Here is a 24525-nt window from a genome sequence, read left to right as displayed (position 1 = left end):
CCCGCCGCCCGCGAAATGCGGCAGGCGCCCGTTCCCGCGGCGTCCGCCCCTGCGGTGTCCGTGCCGACGGTGCCCGCCCTTCCGGTGCCCGTGCCGACGGCTCCCGCCCTTCCGGTGCCCGTGCCGACGGCTTCCGCGCCGACGGTCAAGCGCCCCACCGTCGAGGAACTGCGGCTGACCTCCTTCAAGTCGTACCGGCGGGCCGTCCTGCCGATGTCGCCGCTGACCGTGCTGCACGGGCCGTCCGGGGCGGGAAAGTCCAACGCGCTGGACGCGCTGAGCGTGCTCTCCCGGCTCGCCCTCGGCGAGGAGATCAGGCCGTCCCTGGACGGCGTCGGCGGCGCGCGCGGCCCGCTGGCCGTCCCGGTGCGCGGCGGGCTGTCCGGCTGCGTCCCGCACGGGCGCAACGCGATCATCCTGGGCTGCACCGTGCGCTCCTGCGTCGGGACGATCCGGCTGGAAGTGGTGGTGCGCACCGACGGGCGCGTCCGGATCGCCCGCGAGTGGCTCACCCTGGACGGCCGCACCCTGATGGAGACCGGCGAGCAGGACCTCACCCGCGGCCGGGTCAACGTCACCTGGCACAACGACTCCCGGCAGGGCGACATCCGCGCCCCGCTGCCCAGCGGCAGCCTGGTCACCGCCCAACTGCCGCTGCGGGTCGCCGGGTCCTCCAACGGCGAGCGCAAGGTGCTGGCCGCCGCCGAACAGGTGCTCACCGCGCTGCGCGAGGTGTTCGCGCTGCACCCCGTGCCGGCCGCGATGCGCGGCTGGGGCCGGCCCGAACGGCAGGCCAGGCTGCTCGGCACCGCCGCCAACATCTCCGCCGTGCTCGACCGGCTGGAGCACGAGTGCCCGCGCCGCTGGGCCCGCCTGCTGCGCGCCGTCCAGGCCGCCGCCCCGCACCCGCTGCTCGGCCTCGGCGTCGCCCGCCGCGGCGACGGCGACCGGCAGCGGCTGCTCGCGGTCTTCGACGAGGGCGTGCTCGGCCGCACCGGCGCCGACCAGGCCGCCGACGGCATGCTGCGGCTGCTCGCCTTCGCCGCCGTCCTGCTCACCGGCGCCGCCGTCCTCGACGTCGATCCCGCCACCGAAGTGCCGGACGCGCACCGGCAGTTGGTACTGCTCGCCGAGGACCTCGGGGCGGGCCTGGCGGCCGACCAGATCGCCGCCCTGCTGCGGCTGGCCCGCGAGGTCACCGGCAAGGGCGACATCCGGCTGCTCGCCACGCTCCAGGAACCGGGCCCCGCGCTCGGCCCGGACGGCGTCGAACTGGTCGAGTGCCGACGCGATCCGGCCACCGGCCACAGCCTGCTGCGCTGCACCGACCCCGCCGCCCGGGTGCCGGCGCAGGGCGCGGCGCGCGGCGAGGGCGCGGTGGTAGACCTGGGGGAATGAGCGACGAAGTGGAGCCGGCCGTGCCGGACGCTGAACTGACGGTGCCCGAACTGCAGCGGCGGCTGGCCGAGTTCGCGGCCGTCCGGAGCTGGCAGCAGTACCACACCCCGAAGAACCTGGCCTCGGCGCTGACCGTCGAGGCCGGCGAACTGCTGGAGGTCTTCCAGTGGTTGACGCCCGAGCAGGCCGCCGAGGTGATGTCGGACGCGGACTCGGCGCACCGGGTCCGCGACGAGGTGGCCGACGTGCTGGCCTACCTGCTGCAACTGTGCACCGTGCTGGAGGTGGACCCGCTGCGGGCGCTGGCGGAGAAGATCGAGCGCAACGAGAGCAGGTTCCCGGTGCCCTAGGGGCGGACGGGTCCCAGGGTGCGGGTGGTTCCCGGCGCCCAAGGGGTCGGACGGGTCCCAGGGTGCGGGTGGGTCCCGGCTCCCTGGGGTCCGGGTGATTCCCGGAAGCCGGAAGATCATCCGGAATTCCCCCGTGCGGGGGACCCCGGTCGTCCACAGGGCCGGGTTGTCCACAGGGCCGCCGAATCCGCTGGGAGCACCCCCGGGAGCGGCGGCACGCTGATCCCCGTGACCGACCGCCGAAGGACGGCGGCGGTGGACGAGGGGAGCGCACCGTGCACGCGCTGCGACTGATCAAGACCGTCCGGCACGCCCTGGCCGAGGCCCGGACGACCGGAGACATCCTGCACGAGGCCTGGCAGACCGGGCTGCTCACCGAAGCGGTCGGCGCCCGGGTCGCCGACCACGACGGGGAGGCGTTGGCCACCCTCGGGCAGCAACTCTGCGAGGCCGGCGCGCACACCGCGAGCTGCCTGCGCCAGCCACCCGAACCCGGCCTGGACGACCTGCCCGGCGGCCCGGTCGGCGTGTACCCGGAGTGGTCCGGGCCGACGCTGGTCGAGCGGTTCAGTGCGCTCGGCGAGCTGGAACCGGTGCTGGCCGAACTCGCCCTGCTGCTGGAGGAGGCGAACGAGAGCCTGGTGGTGCTCGCCTGCGGGGCGGAGACCGAGAGCCTGTACTGGAGCTGCATCGACGGGCTCGACGCCGGCTCCGAGTGCCGCGACCTGGTGGCCGAACTCCTGCGCGAGCAGCGGAGGATGACGGGTGCGCGGGCCCCGGACGGCGAGCCGGGGGAGGGGCCGGAACCGGGGGCGCCGGGGGCGCCGGGCGAGGTGTCGCCGGCGGGTCCGGCCCGGCGGGAGGAGCCGAGGCTCGTGATCCCGCTGGGCCCGCCGGTCCCGGCGGCGTGCGGCGCTCAGCCGCGGGGCGAGCCGTCCGCCGGGGTGTCCTGCCCGCCGCGGGCGGGCGAGGAGCGCAGGTCGGAGTCGAGTCCGGCCAGGTCGGTGTTGATCGAGGCGAGCAGTTCCTGCATCTGCTCCAGCAGCGACTTCGGACCGGCGGGCGCGCCGCCCGCGGCGGCGGCCGCGGTGGGCGGCTCGGTCGAGGGCTCGGACATGAGGGGGCCCCTCCAACTCGGTGGTGCGGTGTGAAGCGCCGGGGGTCGGCGCCGCCGGTCCAACGAGTCCCCGCCGCGCGCGGTCACCCCGGACCACCCGTTGAGGTCCAACCGGGGGCAGCGGTCAGCCGCAGGAGTGAGCCGGGTTTGCGGGGGCCGCCCCCGCTCGGCTACGGCGCCGCGCTCGCTCCGCTACGGCGTCGCGTTCGGGACGGGCCGCCGAACCATCCGGGCCGGAACGGCCGGACGGCCGGGCTGCTGGGGAGCAGACACCGGCCGTCCGACGGACACCACCTGACAGGAGGTCAGTTGTGCGAGTGCAGATCCGCGTTCAGGCCGCCCCACGAACCGGAGCGGGCGATCACCTCGACCGCGCCGGACTGCGAGTTGCGGCGGAACAGCAGGTTGTCCTGGCCGGACAGCTCCACCGCCTTGGCCACCGAGCCGTCCGGCGCGGTGACCCGGGTGCCGGCGGTGACGTACAGGCCCGCCTCGACCACGCAGTCGTTGCCCAGCGAGATGCCGATGCCCGCGTTGGCGCCCAGCAGGCAGCGCTCGCCCACCGAGACGACCTGCTTGCCGCCACCGGACAGGGTGCCCATGATCGAGGCGCCGCCGCCGATGTCGCTGTGGTCGCCGACCACCACGCCCGCGCTGATCCGGCCCTCGACCATCGAGGTGCCCAGGGTGCCCGCGTTGAAGTTGACGAAGCCCTCGTGCATCACGGTGGTGCCCTCGGCCAGGTGCGCGCCCAGGCGCACCCGGTCGGCGTGGGCGATCCGGACGCCCGCCGGGGCCACGTAGTCGGTCATCCGGGGGAACTTGTCGATGCCGTACAGGGCCAGCTGGCCGCCCTGGGCGCGCACCGCCAGCCGGGCCTGCTCCACGTTGGCGACCGGGGTCGGGCCGATCGAGGTCCAGGCGACGTTCGCCAGCAGGCCGAAGATGCCGTCGAGGTTCTGGCCGTGCGGCTTCACCAGGCGGGCGGAGAGCAGGTGCAGCCGCAGGTAGACGTCGTGCGCGTCCAGCGGCTTCTCCTCCAGCGAGGAGATCACGGTGCGCACCGCCACCACCTCGACGCCGCGCCGGGCGTCGGTGCGGAGCGCCTCGGCCGCGCCGGGGCCGAGCGCCGACTCGGCCTCCTCGGCGCTCAGCCGGACGGTGCCGGACGGGCCCGGGGCGGCGGCCAGCGCCGGAGCGGGGAACCAGGTGTCGAGGACGGTGCCGTCGGCCGCGATGGTCGCCAGGCCGGCGGCCACCGCGCCGCTTGCGGGGGTGGAGGTTTCAGCAGTCACATCCCGCACCGTAACCAATCGGGCCGAGGACTGACCAACACGCTCACCGGACGGACAAAACCTGGTGCTCACGGACGGAGCCGCAGGTCATACTCGGCCGGGTGTTCGTATCGATCTCCACCACCGGCACCGCCGAGGAACCCGCCTCCGACCTGGGCTTCCTGCTGCACAAGCACCCCGACAAGGTGCAGCGCTTCGCCACCGCGCACGGCAGCGCCCACGTCTTCTACCCCGAGTCCGGCGAGCGGGCGTGCACCGCCGCGCTGCTGCTGGAGGTCGACCCCGCCGCACTGCTCCGCCAGGGCCGCGGCAAGGGCCGCTCCGGCTCGCCCGACCTCGCGCTCGCCCAGTACGTCAACGACCGCCCGTACGCCGCCTCCTCGCTGCTCGCGGTGGCGCTGCGCACGGTCTACCGGTCCGCGATGAAGGGCGAGTGCGCGCACCGGCCCGAGCTGCCCGGCCGGGCGCGGCCGCTGCGGATCGCGCTGCCCGCCGTCCCGGTGGCCGGCGCCGACGGCCCCGCGCTGGTGGAGCGGCTGTTCGCCCCGCTGGGCTGGCAGGTCGACGCGCGGCCCCTCCCGCTGGACGAGTCCTTCCCCGAGTGGGGCGACTCCCGGTACGTGCGGCTCGAACTGACCGGCACCCTGCGGCTGTCCGACGCGCTGCAGCACCTGTACGTGCTGCTGCCCGTCCTCGACGGGGCCAAGCACTACTGGGTCGCCCCCGACGAGGTCGACAAGCTGCTCGCGGCCGGCCAGGGCTGGCTCGCCGACCACCCCGAACGCGCCCTGATCGTCCGCCGCTACCTGTCCCGCCGCTGGTCGCTGACCAGGCTCGCCACGGAACGCCTCGCCCTGGCCCGGCTGGCCGAGGCCGACGACCGCGAGGCCGAGGAGATCGACAACGCCGTCCCGGACGTCCCGGAGAACCCGGACGCCGGGGACACCGAGGACACCGCGGAGGCTCCGGGGGCTCAGGGCACCCCGGGTGCCCCGGACGCCACCGAGGAGGTGAACGCCGCTGGAGCGGCCGAGCAGGCCGAGCAGGCCGAGCAGGCTGAGAGTGCCGAGGCCACCGGGACGGGCGAGGCCACCGAGACCACCGAGGCCGACCGCGAGCGCGGGGGGCCGCTCGCCGGGCAGCGGCGGACGGCGATCCTGGCGGCGCTGGCCCGCACCGGCGCGGCCCGGGTGCTCGACCTGGGCTGCGGGCAGGGCGAGTTGGTGGGCGCGCTGCTCAAGGAGCCGCGGGTCACCGAGGTGCTCGGGGTGGACGTGTCCTCGCGGGCGCTGACGACTGCCGCCCGCCGGCTCCGCCTGGACCGGCTGCCGGAGCGCCAGGCCCGCCGGGTCAAGCTGGTCCAGGGCGCGCTGACGTACACCGACGCCCGGTTGAAGGGCTACGACGCGGCGGTGCTGTGCGAGGTGATCGAGCACCTCGACCTGCCCCGGCTGCCCGCGCTCGAGTACGCGGTGTTCGGCGCGGCCCGGCCGGCGGCGGTCGTGGTCACCACCCCGAACGCCGAGTACAACGTCCGCTGGGAGACCCTGCCCGCCGGGCGGATGCGGCACGACGACCACCGCTTCGAGTGGAGCCGGGCCGAGTTCGCGGCCTGGACTCGCCGGGTGGCCGAGGCGTACGGGTACACCGTCGACCTCGAACCGGTCGGCCCGCTCGACCCCGAGGTCGGGGCGCCCACCCAGCTCGCCCACTTCCGTCTCGCCCCCGAAGCACCCGAAGCACCCGATATCCCCGAAGCACTCGAAACCCCGGCGGCCCCCGGAGCCGCCACCGTCCCGTCGAACGACCCCGCCCCGGAAGGGAGCGCCCACCGATGACCACCGCAACTCCGGAGCCGACCCCTGCCCGGGCCGGCCGCCGACTGCCCGTCACCGACGTCTCGCTGGTGGTGCTGATCGGCAGCACCGGCTCCGGCAAGTCCAGCTTCGCCCGCAAGCACTTCAAGCCCACCGAGGTGGTCTCCTCCGACTTCTGCCGGGGCCTGGTCGCCGACGACGAGAACGACCAGTCCGCCTCCGCCGACGCCTTCGACGTGCTGCACTACATCGTCGGCAAGCGGCTCGCGGCGGGCCGGCTCACCGTGGTCGACGCCACCAACGTCCAGGACCACGCCCGCCGGGCGCTGGTCGCGATCGCCCGGGAGCACCACGTGCTGCCGATCGCCATCGTGCTGGACGTCCCGGCCGAGGTGTGCGCCGAGCGCAACCGGCAGCGGCCGGACCGGCAGCTGCCCGCCCACGTGATCCCCCGCCACCAGCGGGACCTGCGCCGCTCCTTGCGCGGGCTGGAGCGCGAGGGCTTCCGCAAGGTGCACGTGCTGCGCGGGGTCGAGGAGGTCGAGCACGCCGAGATCGTCCCGGAGAAGCGGTACAACGACCTGCGGCACCTCACCGGCCCGTTCGACGTCGTCGGCGACATCCACGGCTGCCGCTCCGAGCTGGAGACCCTGCTCGACCGGCTCGGCTACGAGCTCACCCGCGACGAGCGGGGCCGCGCCGTCGACGCCGTCCACCCCGAGGGCCGCACCGCGGTGTTCGTCGGCGACCTGGTCGACCGCGGCCCGGACACCCCGGGCGTGCTGCGCCTGGTGATGGGCATGGTCGAGGCCAGCCACGCGCTCTGCGTCCCCGGCAACCACGAGAACAAGCTCGGCCGCTGGATGGACGGCCGCAAGGTCACCGTCTCGTACGGCCTGCAGGAGTCGATCGACCAGCTGTCCGCCGAGAGCGACGAGTTCCGGGCCCGGGTGCGGGAGTTCATGCGCGGCCTGGTCAGCCACTACCTGCTGGACGGCGGCGCGCTGGTGGTCTGCCACGCCGGCCTGCCGGAGAGGTTCCACGGCCGCGCCTCCGGCCGGGTCCGCTCGCACGCGCTGTACGGCGACACCACCGGCGAGACCGACGAGTACGGCCTGCCGGTGCGCTACCCGTGGGCCGAGGAGTACCGCGGCCGCGCCCTGGTGGTCTACGGCCACACCCCGGTGCCGGTGGCGAGCTTCCTCAACAACACCATCTGCCTGGACACCGGCTGCGTGTTCGGCGGCAGCCTGACCGCGCTGCGCTACCCGGAGCGGGAGATCGTCGCCGTCCCGGCCGAGCGGGAGTGGTACGAGCCGGTCCGCCCGATGCACACCGACGCGCCCGGCGGTCGCGAGGGCCGTCCGCTCGACGTGGCGGACGTGGCCGGCCGCCGGGTGGTGGAGACCGCCCGGCTCGGCAACGTCGCCGTCCGGGAGGAGAACGCCGCCGCCGCGCTGGAGGTGATGAGCCGCTTCGCGCTCGACCCGAGGCTGCTCGCCTACCTGCCGCCCACCATGGCCCCCGCGCCGACCTCCCGGCGCGAGGACCTGCTGGAGCACCCCGAGGAGGCGTTCTTCGCCTACCGGCACGACGGGGTGCGGCAGGTGGTCTGCGAGGAGAAGCACATGGGCTCGCGGGCCGTCGTCCTGGTCGCCCGGGACGGGTCCGCCCTGGAGAAGCGCTTCGGCCTGCCCGGCCCCGGTGCGATCTGGACCAGGACCGGCCGCGCCTTCCTCAACGACCGGCACCTCACCGAAGCGGTCCTCGACCGGCTCCGGGCCGCCGCCGAGCACACCGGCCTGTTCGACGAACTCGACACCGGCTGGCTGCTGCTGGACGCCGAACTGATGCCCTGGTCGCTCAAGGCGGCCGAGCTGCTGCGCCGCCAGTACGCCGCCGTCGGCGCCGCCGCCGGGGCCGCCCTGCCCACCGCGCTCGACGCCCTCGACCGGGCCGCGGCCCGGGGGCTGGACGTGGCGGAGCTGACGCGGCGCCAGCGGGAGCACGCCGTCGACGCCCGGGCCTTCACCGAGGCGTACCGGCGCTACTGCTGGCCGACCGAGGGCCTCGACGGCATCCGGCTGGCCCCGTTCCAGCTGCTCGCCGCCGAGGGCGCCAACCTGGCGCTGCGCCCGCACACCGAGCACCTCGCTCTGATCGACCGGCTGGTGGACGCCGACCGGCGGCGCACCGAGGAGCCGGGCGGCGGCGCGCCGGTGCTGCACCGCACCGGGCGGCTGCTGGTCGACACCGAGGACGAGTCGTCGGTCGCCGCCGCCGTCGCCTGGTGGGAGGAGCTGACCGCGGCCGGCGGCGAGGGCATGGTGGTCAAGCCGGTCGACCCGCTGCACCGGGACGGCTCCGGACGGCTGGTGCAGCCCGGGCTGAAGGTCCGCGGCCGCGACTACCTGCGGATCATCTACGGCCCGGACTACACCCGGCGCCTGGACGACCTGCGCCGGCGCTCGCTCGGCCACAAGCGCTCGCTCGCCCTGCGCGAGCACGCGCTCGGCCTGGAGGCGCTGGACCGGCTGGCGGCCGGCGAACCGCTGTGGCGGGTGCACGAGGCGGTGTTCGCGGTGCTGGCCCTGGAGTCCGAACCGGTCGACCCCCGGCTCTGACCGGGTCCGACGCCCGGCCGGTGCACGGCCGGGGTCCCCGCATCCCCGCGGTGGCCCCGGCCGGGCACCGGCCATCGAAGTGTTGCATGAATATTCGACTCCTCGTATACACTTCCCACTTCAGTCCGTTGACCGACCCAGGAGACCGGTATGGCGTTCAATCTCCGGAACAGGCACTTCCTCAAGGAGCTCGACTTCACTCCCCAGGAGTTCCGCCACCTGGTCGACCTGGCGGCCCAGCTGAAGGCCGCCAAGTACGCGGGCACCGAGCAGCCCCGGCTGCGCGGCAAGAACATCGCGCTGATCTTCGCCAAGACCTCCACCCGCACCCGCTGCGCCTTCGAGGTGGCCGCCCACGACCAGGGCGCCACCACCACCTACCTGGACCCGGCCGGGTCGCAGATGGGGCACAAGGAGTCGATCAAGGACACCGCGCGGGTGCTGGGCCGGATGTTCGACGGCATCGAGTACCGCGGCGACGGCCAGGAGATCGTCGAGGAACTGGCCGCGCACGCGGGCGTCCCGGTCTGGAACGGCCTGACCGACGAGTGGCACCCCACCCAACTGCTGGCCGACGTGCTCACCATCCAGGAGCACTCCACCAAGCCGCTGAACCAGACCACCCTGGTCTACCTCGGTGACGCCCGCTTCAACATGGGCAACTCGGTGCTGGTCACCGGCGCGCTGCTGGGCATGGACATCCGGATCGTCGCCCCGGCCTCGCTCTGGCCCGGCGAGGAGATCCGCAAGGCCGCCGACGCGCTGGCCGAGACCAGCGGCGCCCGGATCACCCTCACCGAGGACGTGGCGGCCGGTGTGGCCGGGGCCGACTTCCTCTACACCGACGTCTGGGTGTCGATGGGTGAGCCCAAGGAGGTCTGGGCCGAGCGGATCGCGCTGCTCAAGCCCTACCAGGTCTCGATGGACACGGTGCGCGCCACCGGAAACCCGGCGGTCAAGTTCCTGCACTGCCTGCCCGCGTTCCACGACCTCGGCACCGAGGTCGGCCGGCAGATGTTCGAGCTCACCGGCATGTCGGAGCTGGAGTGCACCGACGAGCTGTTCGAGTCCGCGCACTCGGTGGTCTTCGACCAGGCCGAGAACCGGCTGCACACCATCAAGGCGGTGATGGTGGCGACCCTCGGGTCCTGACCGCCGCACCCGCTCCACCCGAACGCCCGCTCCCCCGAACGCCCGCCGGACGCACCAGCCCGGCGGGCGTCCGGGCGTTCGGACGTCCAGGTGCCCGGGAGCCCGGGTGCCCGGGTCGGACGGCTCCGGCGGGTCTCAGAAGTCGACGTCCACGCAGGCCGCCCGGTCGGCCGCGGCGTGCGGTCCGGCGGGGGTGCCCGCGTGCAGCACCAGCGAGTGCGCCTCGCCGGGCCGGAACTCCCAGGGGACGGTCGCCGAGGCGGACCCGGTCCCGTCCGGGCCGGTGCGCACCGTCATCCGCACCTCGTTGTCGGCCGCGTCCGCCCCCGCCACCTGCTGGTAGTGCGGACCGGAGGACGCCGGGTCGGAGCCGCAGCGCCCGGTGTGCACGTGCGCCGGGAACTCGTGCCGGTCGGCCACCCCGGCGAGTTCCACCGTGACGGAGGTGCGCCCGGCCGCCCGGCCGACCGTGACCCGCACCTGCGAGCCGTACGGCACCAGGTCGGGCGCGTGGGTGATCGCCCGCGCCGGGACGAAGCCGTCCGCCCGGTCGAACCGGGCGTCCACCACCGGGCCGGCCTTCGGAGCGGTCGGCCCGGCGGGACCCGCCGGGCCCTGGGCGCCGGGCGGGCCGATCGGCAGCAGGGCGAGCGGCACCATCAGCGCACCGGCAGCGGAGGACAGGGGCATCGCGGACCTTCCGACGGACCGTCAGGGAACACCCGACACGGTGGCCGCCCCCGCACCGCCGCGCACGCCGCCGTGCCGCACCGCCGCCCGCAGTCACCCGTACGGGAACCGGGTTCGAACGGCGTCCGGCCCGGCGCCCCCGACCGGTGGCGACGCGGCGCTGGTCCGTGCGACGCCGGCCCGTGCGGTGCGGGTCAGCCCGTCGCCGTGATGCCGCGGATCTCGCAGCGCGGCCCGCTGGCGCGCATCAGGCGCAGGTCGGCGGTGACCAGCGGGGCGCCGTAGCGCTCGGCGACCGCGACGTAGGCGGCGTCGTCCGGGGTCAGGTTGTCCTTGAGCTCCCAGATCCGGCCGAGCAGCGGGGCGACCTCCACCTTGCGGATGGCCAACTCCGGCAGTCGGAGGGTGAGTTCGGCGACCTCGTCGGCCGTCAGCTGCTTGGCGAGGTACAGGCCGCGCAGCGACTGCATCACCTCGATCACCACGTGCTCGGGCGCCACCCACTCGGGGTCGGCGGCCAGCGCGGCCCGGGCGGCGTCGCCCCGGGGCCCCCGGTCGGAGAGCGACAGCACCACTGCGGAAGCGTCCACCACGATCACCCGCCCACGGTAGCCCGCCCGCCTCCACCGCCCCGCCACCGGGGTCCGCCCGCTACCGGCCCGAGCCGTTCCAGGCGCCGCCGGAACCGCCGGAGCCGTCAGTACCGCCGGCACCGGCACCGGCGGTGCCGCCCGCCGGCCGGGTGAGGGTGGGTTCGGGGGACGCGGGCGGGGACTCGGCGTTCGCGGCGGCCTCCTTCCGGGCGAGCACCTCGGCCGGGTCCTCGGAGCGGAAGAGGTTCTGGCGCAGGACCACCGCGAGTTTGCCGACGTCGGTCTGCTCCAGCGGCGGGACGCCGCCCGCCCGCCCCGTGCACGTCACGACGATCCGCAGTCCGTCGTGGTCCAGCAGGTCCGCCCGGTAGCTGACCGGGCGGTCGGCCTCGGCGGGGCGGGCGACCGCCACGGTGTCGAAGTCCTTGTCCCCGCTGAGCTCGCAGCCGCCCGCGGTCGGCCCCTCGCCGCATTCCGTGCGCGCCAGCCCCAGGGACCCGGGGGCGCGTTGGGCGAGCACCTCGACCGTTCCGGCGTCCGCCCCGGAGGCGTCGCGGAACCGGATCAGGACCGAGACCTCGGGCGCGCCCCCCGGCCTGCCCCGGGTGTCCGCGCCGTCGACCTCCCACGTGCCCCTGGGCAGGTCCGCCGGGGCGAACTTCTCCACGGTGTCGAGCACGAGGTCCCGGTCCGGGGCGGGCGGGAGGGTGGCCGACGCGACGCCGGGGCCCGCCCCGGGGGCGGCGGCCGACACGGCGGCCGACACGGCGGGCGGGGGCGGGCGGGGCGCAGCAGCAGCCCGCCGCCGACGGCCAGCACGGCGACGGCGGCGACCGCCCCGGTGAACGCGAGCCGCCGCCGCACCCGGATGCTCCGCCCCTCGGCGGTGGCCCCGGCGACCAGCAGGCCGAGGTCGGGCACGCTGTCGCCGACCGCCCGCACGAAGACGTCGCTGAGCTCCTGCTCGGGCATCGGGAGGTATCTCGCTTTCTGACGGCCGCCACGGACGCGGGACGGTGCGGAGGGACAGGGAGAGGGGCGGGAGCAGGGGAAAGGGCGGGGGCAAGGAGAGGGGCAGGGCCGGGCAGCGGCACCGGGCGGGCGGTCGGTCACGGCACCAGGCTGTCCAGGTGCGGGGCGAGCTGGCGGCGCAGTCTGGTCAGCGCGCGCAGGGCGCGGACCCGGACGGTGCCGGGGGAGAGCTGGAGTTCGGCGGCGGTCTCGTCGACGCTCCGGTCCTCCCAGTAGCGCAGCACGAGCACGGCCCGGTCCTTGGGCGGCAGTTCGGCGAGCGCGGCGAGCAGGGCGACCCGCAGCGCGGGGTCGTGGTCGGGGGCGGCCTGCTCGGGGACGCTGTCCAGCACCGGCAGTTCGGTGCTGCGGCGGAGCCTGCGGTGCGAGAGGTAGCAGCGGACCAGCACGGTGCGGGCGTACGCGGCGGGGCTCTCGGCGTGCTTCACCCGGTTCCAGGAGGCGTAGATCCGGGCGAGGGCGGTCTGGGTGAGGTCCTCGGCGAGGTGCCAGTCGCCGCACAGCAGCAGCGCGGTGCGGAACAGCGCGGCGCCCCGGGTGTGCGCGAACTCCTCGAACTCGCGCCGCTCCTCGGCCGCCCTGCGCCGTCCCACCGCCATCCGCGCCCCCGTCGTCGTCCGCCGTCCCGGCCCCGTCACACCCGCCCGGCGCCTACCGACACCTACCCGGCGCCTACCGACACCTACCCGAAGGACAGGACGCGCGGGCCGGCCGGTTCCGTTACAACCGGCCCGCGGCCGGTGCACGGCGCGGGCCGCCCGCTCCGGCCGCGGCCCGTTCGGGTGCTCGCGGGGGCGGGGAGGTGCACCCTGGTGGGAAGGCCGCGGCGACGCGGCGACGCGGCGGGACGAGCCGGTGGAGTGCGGGTGGAGCCCATGCACTATGGTTTATCTCGACATCGAGATACATTCCGCGTTACGCTTTATCTTGACGTCAAGATACTTGTCGAGAGGCGCAGGCCTTCCATCATCGGCTCGGTAAGCGGCGGCAGTCAGGTTAGCTGAGGCTTACCTTATCACCGGGTGGACCAAGAAGGAGTCAGTCGTGTCCGCGAACAGCTTCGACGCCCGCAGCTCGCTGCAGGTGGGCGACGAGTCGTACGAGATCTTCAAGCTCTCCGCCGTCGAGGGTGCCGAGCGGCTGCCGTACAGCCTCAAGGTCCTGCTGGAGAACCTGCTCCGCACCGAGGACGGCGCCAACATCACCGCCGACCACATCCGCGCCCTCGGCGGCTGGGACCCGACGGCCGAGCCGTCCGAGGAGATCCAGTTCACCCCGGCGCGCGTGATCATGCAGGACTTCACCGGCGTGCCCTGCGTGGTCGACCTGGCCACCATGCGCGAGGCCGTGAAGGAGCTGGGCGGCGACCCGTCCAAGATCAACCCGCTGGCGCCGGCCGAGCTGGTCATCGACCACTCCGTCATCGCCGACAAGTTCGGCACCCCGGACGCCTTCGTCCAGAACGTCGAGATCGAGTACGGCCGCAACAAGGAGCGCTACCAGTTCCTGCGCTGGGGCCAGACCGCGTTCGACGAGTTCAAGGTCGTCCCGCCCGGCACCGGCATCGTCCACCAGGTCAACATCGAGCACCTCGCCCGTACGGTCATGGTCCGGGGCGGCCAGGCGTACCCCGACACCTGCGTCGGCACCGACTCGCACACCACCATGGTCAACGGCCTGGGCGTGCTGGGCTGGGGCGTCGGCGGCATCGAGGCCGAGGCCGCGATGCTCGGCCAGCCGGTCTCGATGCTCATCCCGCGCGTGGTCGGCTTCAAGCTCAACGGCCAGCTCCCGGCCGGCACCACCGCCACCGACCTGGTGCTCACCATCACCGAGATGCTGCGCAAGCACGGTGTGGTCGGCAAGTTCGTCGAGTTCTACGGCGAGGGCGTCACCTCGATCCCGCTGGCGAACCGCGCCACCATCGGCAACATGTCGCCGGAGTTCGGCTCGACCTGCGCGATCTTCCCGATCGACGCCGAGACCATCAACTACCTCAAGCTCACCGGCCGCGACGAGCAGCAGCTCGCCCTGGTCGAGGCGTACGCCAAGGAGCAGGGCCTCTGGCACGACCCGTCGGTCGAGCCGGTCTACTCCGAGTACCTGGAGCTGGACGTCTCCACCGTCGTCCCGTCGATCTCCGGCCCGAAGCGCCCGCAGGACCGCGTGATCCTGGCCGAGGCCGCGCAGAAGTTCGCCGAGGCGCTGCCGACCTACTCGGCCGAGGCGTCGAAGCCGACCGCGGTGACCGCCCCCGACGGCTCGACCTACGAGATCGACAACGGCGCGGTCGTGATCGCCTCGATCACCTCCTGCACCAACACCTCCAACCCCTCCGTCATGCTGGGCGCCGCCCTGCTGGCGAAGAAGGCCGTGGAGAAGGGCCTCACGGTCAAGCCGTGGGTCAAGACCACCCTGGCGCCCGGCTCCAAGGTCGTCATGGACTACTACGAGAAGGCCGGCCTGCTCCCGTACATGGAGAAGCTGGGCTTCAACCTGGTCGGCTACGGCTGCGTCACCTGCATCGGCAACTCGGGCCCGCTGCCCGAGGAGGTCTCCGCCGCGGTGAACGAGTCGGACCTCGCGGTCGTCTCGGTGCTCTCCGGCAACCGCAACTTCGAGGGCCGGATCAACCCGGACGTCAAGATGAACTACCTGGCCTCCCCGCCGCTGGTGGTCGCCTACGCCCTGGCCGGCAACATGAACGTCGACATCACCCGCGACGCCCTGGGCCAGGATGCCGACGGCAACGACGTCTTCCTCGCCGACATCTGGCCGTCCGAGCAGGAGGTCGCCGACACCGTCGCCGGCTCCATCGACGAGGCGATGTTCGCCAAGGACTACGCGGACGTCTTCGCGGGCGACCACCGCTGGCAGTCGCTGCCCGTCCCGACCGGCAACACCTTCGAGTGGGACGCCGAGTCCACCTACGTCCGCAAGCCCCCGTACTTCGAGGGCATGGCCAAGACCCCGAGCCCGGTGACCGACATCTCCGGCGCCCGCGTGCTGGCCAAGCTGGGCGACTCGGTCACCACCGACCACATCTCCCCGGCCGGCAACATCAAGCCCGGCACCCCGGCGGCGCAGTACCTGACCGCCAACGGCGTGGAGAAGCGCGACTTCAACTCCTACGGCTCGCGCCGCGGCAACCACGAGGTCATGATCCGCGGCACCTTCGCCAACATCCGCCTGCGCAACCAGATCGCGCCGGGCACCGAGGGCGGCTACACCCGCGACTTCACCCAGGCCGACGGCCCGGTGTCGTTCATCTACGACGCCTCGCAGAACTACCAGGCCGCGGGCGTCCCGCTCGTCGTCCTGGCGGGCAAGGAGTACGGCTCCGGCTCGTCCCGCGACTGGGCGGCCAAGGGCACCGCGCTGCTCGGCGTCAAGGCCGTCATCGCCGAGTCCTACGAGCGCATCCACCGCTCGAACCTGATCGGCATGGGCGTCCTGCCGCTGCAGTTCCCGGCCGGCGAGAACGCCGACTCGCTGGGCCTGACCGGCGAGGAGACCTTCGAGTTCACCGGTGTCACCGAGCTGAACGAGGGCCGCACCCCGAAGACCGTCAAGGTCAAGGCCGGCGAGGTCGAGTTCGACGCGGTGGTGCGCATCGACACCCCCGGCGAGGCGGACTACTACCGCAACGGCGGCATCCTGCAGTACGTGCTGCGCAGCCTGATCGGCTGACCGGGCACCGGGTGAGGGCCGCACCGTCCCGTGAGGGGCGGTGCGGCCCTCGCCGTTCCCCGGCACGGATCCTGCCGTTCCCCTTGTGCGGGCACCGCCGGGTGGACTAAACCTCTCCACAGCACATGGTCCATACCAATTGACGCTGAATCGGAGAGATTCACGGAATGACCAGACGCAGCTCCGCCGCGCTCCTCGTCGCGGCCACGCTCGGCGCCCTGCTCGTCTCCCCGGCCGCCGCGCAGGCGCACGGGAACGACGACCGCGGGAAGAACCACCGGCTGGAGGGCCAGCGAGTCGGCTACTTCACCCAGTGGGGCATCTACAGCGGCTTCACGGCCAAGAACGTCCAGACCAGCGGTCAGGCCGGCAAGCTGACCGTCATCAACTACGCCTTCGGCAACGTCTCCGCCGACGGCACCTGCTTCGAGGCCAACGGGGCCGGGGTGGGCGACGCCTGGGCCGACTACCAGCGCCCGGTGGGCGCCGAGGAGTCGGTGGACGGCGTGGCGGACACCGCCGAGCAGCCGCTCAAGGGCAACTTCAACCAGATCCGCAAGCTCAAGGCGAAGAACCCGCAGCTGCGCGCGGTGATCTCGCTGGGCGGCTGGAGCTGGTCCAAGTACTTCTCGGACGCGGCGCTCACCGACGAGTCCCGGAAGAAGTTCGTCTCCTCCTGCATCGACCTGTACCTCAAGGGCAACCTGCCGCAGCTGGGCTCCGCCGAGGGCGGCGCGGGCGCGGGCGCCGGGGTGTTCGACGGCATCGACATCGACTGGGAGTACCCGGGCGGCGGCGGTGACGGCGGCAACGTGGTGCGCCCCGAGGACGGGAAGAACTACACCCTGCTGATGCAGGAGTTCCGCCGCCAGCTGGACGCGCTGTCCGGCCGGAAGGGCCCGCACTACCTGCTCACCGCGGCCGTCCCGGCCGGCGAGGCGAAGATCGACCAGTTCGAGGTCGGGAAGGTCGCCAAGTCGGTGGACTGGCTGAACCTGATGACCTACGACCTGCACGGCCCGTGGGAGGCCCAGGGGCCGACCAACCACGACGCCAACCTGTACACCGACAAGGCCGACGCCTCCGGGCTGAAGCTGAGCGTCGACCGGGTGGTGCGGACCTACCTGGAGCGCGGCCTGCCCGCGAAGAAGGCCGTGGTGGGCGTCCCGTTCTACGGCTACGGCTGGACGGGCGTGCCGGCCGGCCCGAAGAAGAACGGCCTGTACCAGTCCGCCACCGGCCTGGCCCGGGGCGGGAACCTGCCGTACAACCAGATCAAGAACCTGCCGGGCACGGTCTTCACCGACCGTTCGCACGGGGCGACCTGGAAGTACGACGGCACCGAGTTCTGGACGTACGACACCCCGGACCTGCTGACCAGCAAGGCCCGGTACGTCGAGGAGAACGACCTGGGCGGCGTGATGGCCTGGTCGCTCGACAACGACGACGCCCAGGGCACCCTGGTGGCCGCCCTGGACAAGGGCCTCCGGGACTGCTGACCCCGGGTCGGCCGCAGTACCGCGCGCGGCTTCGCGCATCACGGTTCGATGACCATGATGCGCGAAGCTGCGCGTTTCTATGTCCAAACGAACACGTTCGCGCTAGATTTCGGTCCATGCCTGGCGCGGACACGCAATAAGCAGGGTTCCTGCACATTGCACATGCTGCATCGCGGACAACGGTTCGACCGTCAGGTTTGTTATCGGACCCGCTGACTATTGCCGCTGGGTGAACAGTGGACTATACCTTTGCAGCATCATCACACCGCCTCTGACCGGCACCTTCGCCGCTGGGCACCTTCCGGGCCACGGGAGTTGACGCTTCGTCAGCTCAGGTCCACTTCTTCTGGAACTGAGGGGTTAGGGCACTCATGGGCTCTGCAACTGAGTACAACCGTCGCGACCTGTTCAAGCGCGCGGCCGCGATCACCGTCCTCGCGGCGGGCGGCACCTCGCTGCTCGCGGCCTGCGCCGGCGGTTCCGGCAGCAGTGACAGCAAGTCGGGTGCCTCCCCGACGCTCGGCAGCGACAACAAGAACCCGTTCGGCGTGAAGGCCAGCGACGCGCTCGACGTCGTGATCTTCAAGGGCGGCTACGGCGACGACTACGCCAAGGTCTTCGAGGACGCCTACAAGAAGGCGTACGCCGGTGCCAACGTCTCCCACCTGGGCACCCAGGAGATCAGCGGCAAGCTGCAGCCGCGCTTCAACGCCGGCAGCCCGCCGGACGTCTTCGACAACTCCGGTGCCCAGGCCATGAAGGCGGACGTCCTGGTCAGCGCCGACCAGCTGACCGACCTGACGGTCCTGCTGGACGCCCCTTACCTGGACGACCCGACCAAGAAGATCCGCGACGTCCTGCTGCCCGGCACCGTCGAGCAGGGCACCATCAACGGCAAGATGTACTCGCTGAACTACGTCTACACCGTGTTCGGCCTGTGGTACTCCGCCAAGCTCTTCAAGGAGAAGGGCTGGACCCCGCCGAAGACCTGGGACGAGTTCATCACCCTCTGCGGCACCATCAAGGCCGCGGGCATCGCCCCCTTCGCGCACCAGGGCAAGTACCCCTACTACGCGAACTACGTCATCTTCAGCCTGATCGCCAAGCAGGGCGGCCTGGACCTGGTCAAGAAGATCAACGCCTGTGACGCGACGGCCTGGGACGACCCGGCGGTGCTGGCCGGCGTCACCGCGTTCAACAAGATCATGGAGGGCGACTTCCTCCTCCCCGGCACCAACGGCATGACCCACACCGAGTCGCAGACCGCCTGGTGCCAGGGCAAGGCCGCCTTCATCCCGTCCGGCTCCTGGCTGGAGAACGAGATGCTGGCCTCCACCCCGGCCGACTTCGACATGGCCTTCCTGCCCATCCCGTCGCTGCCGAACGACAAGCTGCCCGCCACCGCCCTGTGGGCCGGCGCCGGCGAGCCGTTCATGGTCCCGAGCAAGGCCAAGAACAAGGCCGGCGGCCTCGAGTTCCTGCGCATGATGCTGACCAAGGACGGTTCCTCGAAGTTCGTGGCCACCGCGAACTCGCTCACCGTCCTGAAGGACGGCGTCAACGCGGACGTCCCGCTCAAGCCGGGCACCAAGTCCTCGGCCGCGGCGGTCACGGCGGCCGGCGACGTCACCTTCAACTTCAGCTTCCAGGACCTGCAGACCGCGTTCGACGCCGAGGTCGAGAACGCCACCAACGAGCTGGTCAACAAGCGCATCTCCCCGGCGGAGTGGGTCTCCCGCGGCAAGGCCGCGACCTCCAAGAAGGTCTGACACCCCAGCAGGCCGACGGCTTGTCACCGCAAGGCCGGGGCCCGCGCGCGGGCCCCGGCCGTTCCACGCGATACCGCAGTTCCAGGCCTGTCTGACCACAGGCTGTCGGCGGACAGGAGCAGCTCCCATGCGACACCGTAAAACACCCTTCATCTTCGGGTTCCTCGTGGTTCCCGTCGTGCTGTACATCGCCCTGGTCATCTGGCCCTACCTGCAGACCTTCGGCTACTCGCTGACCGACTGGTCCGGCGCCTCGCCCGACATGAACTTCATCGGGCTGGACAACTACACCAAGCTCTTCCAGGACAGCGCCTTCCTCGACGCGCTCCAGCACAACCTGCTGCTGCTGATCGTGCTGCCGCTGGCCACCATCCTGCTGGCGCTGTTCTTCGCCTTCATGCTCAACGTGGGCGGCAAGAGCGGCACCGGCGGCGTGCAGGGCGTGCGCGGTTCGGCCTTCTACAAGGTCGTCTTCTTCTTCCCGCAGGTGCTGTCGGTCGCCATCCTGTCGGTGCTGTTCCAGGGCGTGTACCGGACCGACAAGGGCGGCCTGCTCAACGGCGTCCTGATCGGGCTCGGCATCGTCGACGAGAACCACCCCTGGGACTTCGCGTCCAACCCGACCTTCGGCCTGTGGTGCGTCATGGGCGTGATCATCTGGTCCGGCGTCGGCTTCTACCTGGTGCTGTTCTCGGCCGCCATGCAGAGCATCCCGAAGGACATCTACGAGGCCGCCCTGCTGGACGGCGCCAAGCGCGGCACCACCTTCTTCAAGATCACGCTGCCGCTGCTCTGGGAGAGCATCCAGACCGCCTGGGTCTACCTCGCGATCGCCGCGATGGACGCCTTCGCCCTGGTCTCCACCATGACCCCCGGCGCGTACTACGGCGGTGGCCCGGACCACCACAGCGAGATCATGGCGACCTTGCTGATGCGCAACTTCATCACCTACGGCAAGGCCGGCTACGCCTGCGCCATGGGTGTGGTGATCTTCTTCATCACCCTGGTCCTGTCCGTCGTCTCGCTCCGGGTCACCCGGCGCGAGAAGATCGAGTTCTGAGGTTCCCGGCATGAGCACCAACACCGACGCGACCACCGGCATCCCGGCCCAGCGCAGCGGCGGGAACGACAAGCCGCGCACGTCCGGCAAGGCGCAGCGCTTCGCCGACGGCGGGGGAGTCCTCAACGTCTTCTCGCACGGCTTCCTGGCCCTGTGGGCCGTGCTGATCATCGTCCCGCTGATCTGGATCGTCCTCGGCTCGTTCAAGAACAACACCGAGATCGGCGACAGCGCCTGGAGCTGGCCCTCGCACTGGGGCTTCGACGCCTTCACCCGCGCCTGGGACAAGGGCATCGGCGACTTCTTCATCAGCACCGTGATCGTGCTGGCGGGGTCGCTCACCCTGACCATGCTGCTCGGCTCGATGGCCGCCTACGTGCTGGCCCGCTACGAGTTCCGCGGCAACCGGGTCATCTACTACTTCTTCGTGGCCGGCGCGATGTTCCCGGTCTACCTGGCGCTCGTCCCGCTGTTCTTCATGATGAAGAACCTCGGCACCGTCATCCCGTGGCTGGGCCTGAACCAGTACGCCGGCCTGATCCTGGTGTACACGGCCTACTCGCTGCCGTTCACCGTGTTCTTCCTGCACTCGTTCTTCCGGTCGCTGCCCAGCGCCGTCCACGAGGCCGCGATGATCGACGGCTGCTCGCACAGCCGGGCGTTCTTCCAGGTCATGGTGCCGATGGCGAAGTCCGGCCTGATCAGCGTGTTCATCTTCAACGTGCTCGGCCAGTGGAACCAGTACCTGCTGCCGCTGACCCTGATGCAGCAGCAGAGCAGCGGTGACCCGGACCGCTCGATGCTGGCCCAGGGCCTGATGAACCTGGCCCAGCAGTCCGGCTACGCCAGCGACTTCCCCGGCCTGTTCGCCGGCATGACGATCGCGATGCTGCCGGTGCTGGTGGTGTACCTGTCCTTCCAGCGCCAGGTCCAGGCGGGCCTGACCTCGGCCACCCTGAAGTAGCCGCGGCGCGTCACCGGGCGTCGCACTCCTGGGCCCGCAGCGCCCGGGCCAGGTCGTCCCGGCACTCCAGCACCAGCCGGCGCAGCGCCGGGGCGGCGTCCGGGTGCCCGGCCAGCCAGGCGTCGGTGGCCGCCAGCGTCCCGGCGGAGGTCTGGTAGCGCGGGAAGAAGCCGCCGACGATCCGCATCGCGATCTCGATCGAGCGCTCCGCCCAGACCGACTCCAGCATCTCGAAGTACGGCTCGGCGTACCCGGCGGTCAGCTCCCGTTGCCCGGCCCGGTTGAAGCCCGCGATCTGGGCCTCCACCAGGGCGTTGGGCAGTTCCTCGGAGTCGACCACCGAGGTCCAGGCGGCGGCCTTGGCGCCCGGGGTGGGCAGCGCGGCCAGGCACTGGGTCTGCTGGCGGCGGCCGCTGGCGGTGTTGTCGCGGGCCAGTTCGGCGGCCAGCTCCTCGGTGGAGGCCCGCCCGTGCGAGGCGAGCGCCAGCCAGAAGCTCCAGCGCAGCTCCTGGTCGACCGCCAGGCCGTCGATCCGGCCGGTGCCGTCGAGCAGCCCGCGCAGCAGTTCCAGGTGGTCGGCGCGCTCGGCGGTGTCGGCCAGGAAGCGGGCCCAGGCCAGCTGGTGGTCGCTGCCGGGGGCGGCCTGCGCCAGCTCGCGCAGCGCGCACTCGGCGAGCGCGGTGCCGTACTCGGCGCGCCGGGCCGGGTCGGCGTACACCGCCAGCGCGCTGCCGGCCTGCTGGTGCAGCGACTGCAGGACGCCGATGTCGGACTCCCGGCCGGCGAAGCGCAGCACCAGGTCGAGGTAGTCCCGGGTGGGCATCAGACCGTCCCGGGTGAGGTTCCACACCGCGGACCAGGCCAGCGCCCGGGCCAGGCTCGGCCCGCCGGCCTCCGCGCCGTCGGCGATGTCGCCGAGGCCGGTGCGCAGGGTCTCCAGCGAGTGCTCGTCGAAGCGGACCTTGCAGTACGTCAGGTCGTCGTCGTTGACCAGCACCAGCGCGGGCAGCTCCCGGCCGACCGCCTCGGCGACCGCGGTGCGCTCCCCGGCGACGTCCAGCTCGAAGCGGCCGGTGCGCAGCAGCGCGCCGTCCCCGGCCCGGTCGTACAGGCCGACCGCGATCCGGTGCGGGCGCAGCGGCTCGCCGTCCTGGCGGATCGCCAGCTCGGTGATCCGGCCCTCGGCGTCGCACACCACCTCGGGGGTCAGCGTGTTGACGCCGGAGGTCTGCAGCCAGGCGGCGGACCAGGTGCGCAGGTCGCGGCCGCTGGTCTCCTCCAGGGCGTCCAGCAGGTCGGTGAGGACGGTGTTCCCGAAGGCGTGCTTCCTGAAGTAGCCGCGGGCGCCCTCGAAGAAGGCGTCCCGGCCGACGTAGGCGACCAGCTGCTTGAGGACGGAGGCGCCCTTGGCGTAGGTGATGCCGTCGAAGTTGAGCTTGGCGTCCTCCAGGTCGCGGATGTCCGCGGTGATCGGGTGGGTGGTGGGGAACTGGTCCTGCCGGTACGCCCAGGCCTTGCGGCGGTTGGCGAAGGTGATCCAGGCGGAGCGGTACCGGGTGCCCGCGCCGATCTGCGCGTAGGAGCCCATGAAGTCGGCGAAGGACTCCTTCAGCCACAGGTCGTCCCACCACTTCATGGTGACCAGGTCGCCGAACCACATGTGCGCCATCTCGTGCAGGATCACGTTGGCCCGGGACTCGTACGCGGCCCCGGTGACCTTCGAGCGGAAGACGAACTCCTCGCGGAAGGTCACGCAGCCCGGGTTCTCCATCGCGCCGATGTTGTACTCGGGGACGAAGCACTGGTCGTACTTGCCGAACGGGTACGGGTAGTCGAACTCCTGGTGGAAGAAGTCCAGGCCCTGCTTGGTGACGGTGAGGATCTCCTCGGCGTCGAAGTGCGGGGCGAGCGAGCGCCGGCAGGTGGCGGCCAGCGGGATCTCCAGCACCGTGCCGTCGGGGAGTTCGCGCGCGTAGTGGTCGCGCACCACGTGGTACGGGCCGGCCACCACGGCGGTCAGGTAGGTGGAGATCGGCCGGGTCGGGGCGAACTCCCAGGTGCGGGCGGCGCCCTCGTCGGTGATCTCCGCGGGCACCGCGTTGGCGTACACGTCCCAGGCCGCCGGGGCGGTCACGGTGAAGGCGAACGGGGCCTTCAGGTCCGGCTGTTCGAAGTTCGCGAAGACCCGGCGGGCGTCGGCCGGCTCGTAGTGGGTGTACAGGTAGGTCTCGCCGTCCACCGGGTCGACGAAGCGGTGCAGCCCCTCGCCGGTGCGGCTGTAGGCGCACTCGGCGACCACGGTCAGCTCGTTGTGCGCGGCCAGCACCGGCAGCGCGACCCGGGTGCCGTCGAACACCTCGGCCGCGTCCAGCGCGAGGCCGTTCAGCTCGACCGAGACCACCTCGGGGGCCAGCAGGTCGGCGAAGCTGCTCGCGCCCGGCTCGGCGCAGTCGAACGAGATCCGGGTGGTGGAACGGAAGGTGGGCCGGCCGGGGTCGGCCGCCGCACTGACGTCCAGGTGCACGCGGTAGCTCTCCACCCGGATGATCGCGGCCCGGTCGCGGGCCTCCTCACGGCTCAGGTTCTTGCCCGGCACGTCGGTACTCCTCTGTACGGAACACACGGTTTCGGAGTGTTCATGGCACCCCTTCGGGGGCATCCTTTCACGCGCGAGGACCTGTGCCATTGCACTGGGGGAGGAATCATCGCGGCCGGCGCGGAGTTGGATCCCGGGGGAAACCCCCGACCCGCCGACCCGAAGGGCGCCGTCCGTGACGACCGCAGACTCCCGCAAGATCGCCGACTTCTGGTTCGACCCGATCTGCCCCTGGGCCTGGATGACCTCCCGCTGGATGCTGGAGGTCGAGAAGCTCCGCCCGGTGGACACCCGCTGGCACGTGATGAGCCTGTCCGTCCTGAACGAGAACCGGGACGACCTGCCCGAGTCCTACCGCGCGCTGCTGGCCGCCGGCTGGGGCCCGGTCCGGGTGCTGATCGCCGCCGCCCAGGCGCACGGCGACAAGGTGCTCGGCCCGCTCTACACCGAGCTCGGCACCCGCTTCCACAACCAGGGCCTGCCCAACAACCGGGAGACCCTCGTGGCCGCGCTGCGCGCCGCGAACCTGCCGGAGGAACTGGCCGACGCCGCCGACACCGACGCGTACGACGAGGCGTTGCGCGCCTCGCACGCCGAGGGCATCGGCCTGGTCGGCGAGGACGTCGGCACCCCGGTGATCGCCGTCGACGGCCCGGACGGCGACCGCGTCGCCTTCTTCGGCCCGGTCGTCACCCCCACCCCGCGCGGCGAGGCCGCGGCCCGGCTGTGGGACGGCACCGTCCTGGTGGCCTCCACCCCCGGCTTCTACGAGATCAAGCGCACCCGCACCGCCGGCCCGTCCTTCGAGTAGCCCGCCCGGCACCGGAACCCCGCACCCGCCAGGGGCGCGGGGTTCCGGCGCGTCGGGAGGGGGCCCGG

General features: G+C 72.4%; 18 protein-coding genes. 12 read left to right on the top strand and 6 right to left on the bottom strand.

Going from position 1 to position 24525, the window contains the following annotated elements; all coding sequences use genetic code 11:
• Positions 1 to 120 precede the first annotated feature (120 nt).
• The 3 genes from HUT16_RS11425 (at position 121) to HUT16_RS39710 (ending at position 2899) form a co-directional block, all read left to right on the top strand.
• Positions 121 to 1398: an AAA family ATPase gene (locus HUT16_RS11425; protein ID WP_176187936.1), complete on the top strand. Its 1278-nt coding sequence runs from the start codon at positions 121 to 123 to the stop codon at positions 1396 to 1398.
• The gene (locus HUT16_RS11420; RefSeq protein WP_176187935.1) at positions 1395 to 1748 is read left to right on the top strand and encodes a nucleotide pyrophosphohydrolase; all 354 of its coding nucleotides are present in this window, start codon (positions 1395 to 1397) and stop codon (positions 1746 to 1748) included. Before HUT16_RS11425 ends, HUT16_RS11420 begins: the two co-directional genes overlap by 4 nt.
• 275 nt (positions 1749 to 2023) lie before the next feature.
• Positions 2024 to 2899 (top strand): DUF6099 family protein, encoded by an 876-nt coding sequence (locus tag HUT16_RS39710; RefSeq protein WP_176187934.1) that lies wholly within the window; start codon positions 2024 to 2026, stop codon positions 2897 to 2899.
• Between the two features lie 271 nt (positions 2900 to 3170).
• Here the strand turns inward: HUT16_RS39710 and dapD are convergent, their stop codons facing one another.
• Complete coding sequence (gene dapD / locus HUT16_RS11410; protein WP_176187933.1) at positions 3171 to 4160, bottom strand: 2,3,4,5-tetrahydropyridine-2,6-dicarboxylate N-succinyltransferase; 990 nt, start codon at positions 4158 to 4160, stop codon at positions 3171 to 3173.
• Positions 4161 to 4261: 101 nt separating this feature from the next.
• Here dapD and HUT16_RS11405 point away from each other — a divergent pair, with 101 nt between their 5' ends.
• The 3 genes from HUT16_RS11405 (at position 4262) to argF (ending at position 9753) form a co-directional block, all read left to right on the top strand.
• A complete protein-coding gene (locus HUT16_RS11405) occupies positions 4262 to 5998 on the top strand; it encodes a 3' terminal RNA ribose 2'-O-methyltransferase Hen1 (protein ID WP_176187932.1) in 1737 nt (578 codons plus the stop codon).
• On the top strand, positions 5995 to 8601 hold the full coding sequence (locus HUT16_RS11400; RefSeq protein ID WP_176187931.1) for a polynucleotide kinase-phosphatase: 2607 nt from the start codon (positions 5995 to 5997) through the stop codon (positions 8599 to 8601). The genes HUT16_RS11405 and HUT16_RS11400 overlap by 4 nt, the downstream gene beginning before the upstream one ends.
• 150 nt (positions 8602 to 8751) lie before the next feature.
• Positions 8752 to 9753 (top strand): ornithine carbamoyltransferase, encoded by a 1002-nt coding sequence (argF, locus tag HUT16_RS11395; protein ID WP_176187930.1) that lies wholly within the window; start codon positions 8752 to 8754, stop codon positions 9751 to 9753.
• Between the two features lie 135 nt (positions 9754 to 9888).
• Here argF and HUT16_RS11390 read toward each other — a convergent pair whose 3' ends face one another.
• The 4 genes from HUT16_RS11390 to HUT16_RS11375 all read right to left on the bottom strand — a co-directional run bounded on the left by HUT16_RS11390 (position 9889) and on the right by HUT16_RS11375 (position 12667).
• Positions 9889 to 10443 carry a superoxide dismutase family protein gene (locus HUT16_RS11390; RefSeq protein WP_176187929.1) on the bottom strand — a complete coding sequence of 185 codons (555 nt, stop codon included), beginning with the start codon at positions 10441 to 10443 and terminating at the stop codon, positions 9889 to 9891.
• 194 nt (positions 10444 to 10637) lie between these two features.
• The gene (locus HUT16_RS11385) at positions 10638 to 11033 is read right to left on the bottom strand and encodes a type II toxin-antitoxin system VapC family toxin (protein WP_254897757.1); all 396 of its coding nucleotides are present in this window, start codon (positions 11031 to 11033) and stop codon (positions 10638 to 10640) included.
• A 61-nt stretch (positions 11034 to 11094) separates the two neighbouring features.
• On the bottom strand, positions 11095 to 11802 hold the full coding sequence (locus HUT16_RS11380; protein ID WP_176187927.1) for a hypothetical protein: 708 nt from the start codon (positions 11800 to 11802) through the stop codon (positions 11095 to 11097).
• Between the two features lie 343 nt (positions 11803 to 12145).
• On the bottom strand, positions 12146 to 12667 hold the full coding sequence (locus HUT16_RS11375; protein ID WP_176187925.1) for a SigE family RNA polymerase sigma factor: 522 nt from the start codon (positions 12665 to 12667) through the stop codon (positions 12146 to 12148).
• A gap of 445 nt (positions 12668 to 13112) precedes the next feature.
• Here HUT16_RS11375 and acnA point away from each other — a divergent pair, with 445 nt between their 5' ends.
• The 5 genes from acnA (at position 13113) to HUT16_RS11350 (ending at position 21050) form a co-directional block, all read left to right on the top strand.
• Complete coding sequence (acnA, locus tag HUT16_RS11370; protein WP_176187923.1) at positions 13113 to 15758, top strand: aconitate hydratase AcnA; 2646 nt, start codon at positions 13113 to 13115, stop codon at positions 15756 to 15758.
• A 167-nt stretch (positions 15759 to 15925) separates the two neighbouring features.
• Positions 15926 to 17257 carry a glycoside hydrolase family 18 protein gene (locus tag HUT16_RS11365; RefSeq protein WP_176187921.1) on the top strand — a complete coding sequence of 444 codons (1332 nt, stop codon included), beginning with the start codon at positions 15926 to 15928 and terminating at the stop codon, positions 17255 to 17257.
• Positions 17258 to 17628: 371 nt separating this feature from the next.
• Positions 17629 to 19026 (top strand): N-acetylglucosamine/diacetylchitobiose ABC transporter substrate-binding protein, encoded by a 1398-nt coding sequence (gene ngcE / locus HUT16_RS11360; protein ID WP_176187919.1) that lies wholly within the window; start codon positions 17629 to 17631, stop codon positions 19024 to 19026.
• A gap of 127 nt (positions 19027 to 19153) precedes the next feature.
• Positions 19154 to 20086: a carbohydrate ABC transporter permease gene (locus HUT16_RS11355; RefSeq protein ID WP_176187917.1), complete on the top strand. Its 933-nt coding sequence runs from the start codon at positions 19154 to 19156 to the stop codon at positions 20084 to 20086.
• A gap of 10 nt (positions 20087 to 20096) precedes the next feature.
• Positions 20097 to 21050: a carbohydrate ABC transporter permease gene (locus tag HUT16_RS11350; RefSeq protein WP_176187916.1), complete on the top strand. Its 954-nt coding sequence runs from the start codon at positions 20097 to 20099 to the stop codon at positions 21048 to 21050.
• 10 nt (positions 21051 to 21060) lie between these two features.
• Here HUT16_RS11350 and pepN read toward each other — a convergent pair whose 3' ends face one another.
• Positions 21061 to 23646, bottom strand: coding sequence for an aminopeptidase N (gene pepN / locus HUT16_RS11345; RefSeq protein WP_176187914.1), 2586 nt, complete (start codon positions 23644 to 23646; stop codon positions 21061 to 21063).
• 241 nt (positions 23647 to 23887) lie between these two features.
• Here pepN and HUT16_RS11340 point away from each other — a divergent pair, with 241 nt between their 5' ends.
• On the top strand, positions 23888 to 24457 hold the full coding sequence (locus HUT16_RS11340) for a disulfide bond formation protein DsbA (protein ID WP_254898285.1): 570 nt from the start codon (positions 23888 to 23890) through the stop codon (positions 24455 to 24457).
• Positions 24458 to 24525: the final 68 nt, after the last annotated feature.

Source organism: Kitasatospora sp. NA04385 (assembly GCF_013364235.1).
GTDB lineage: Bacteria > Actinomycetota > Actinomycetes > Streptomycetales > Streptomycetaceae > Kitasatospora.
Note: the sequence above shows the minus strand (reverse complement) of the source record. Positions and strands in the feature narration are given on the sequence as shown.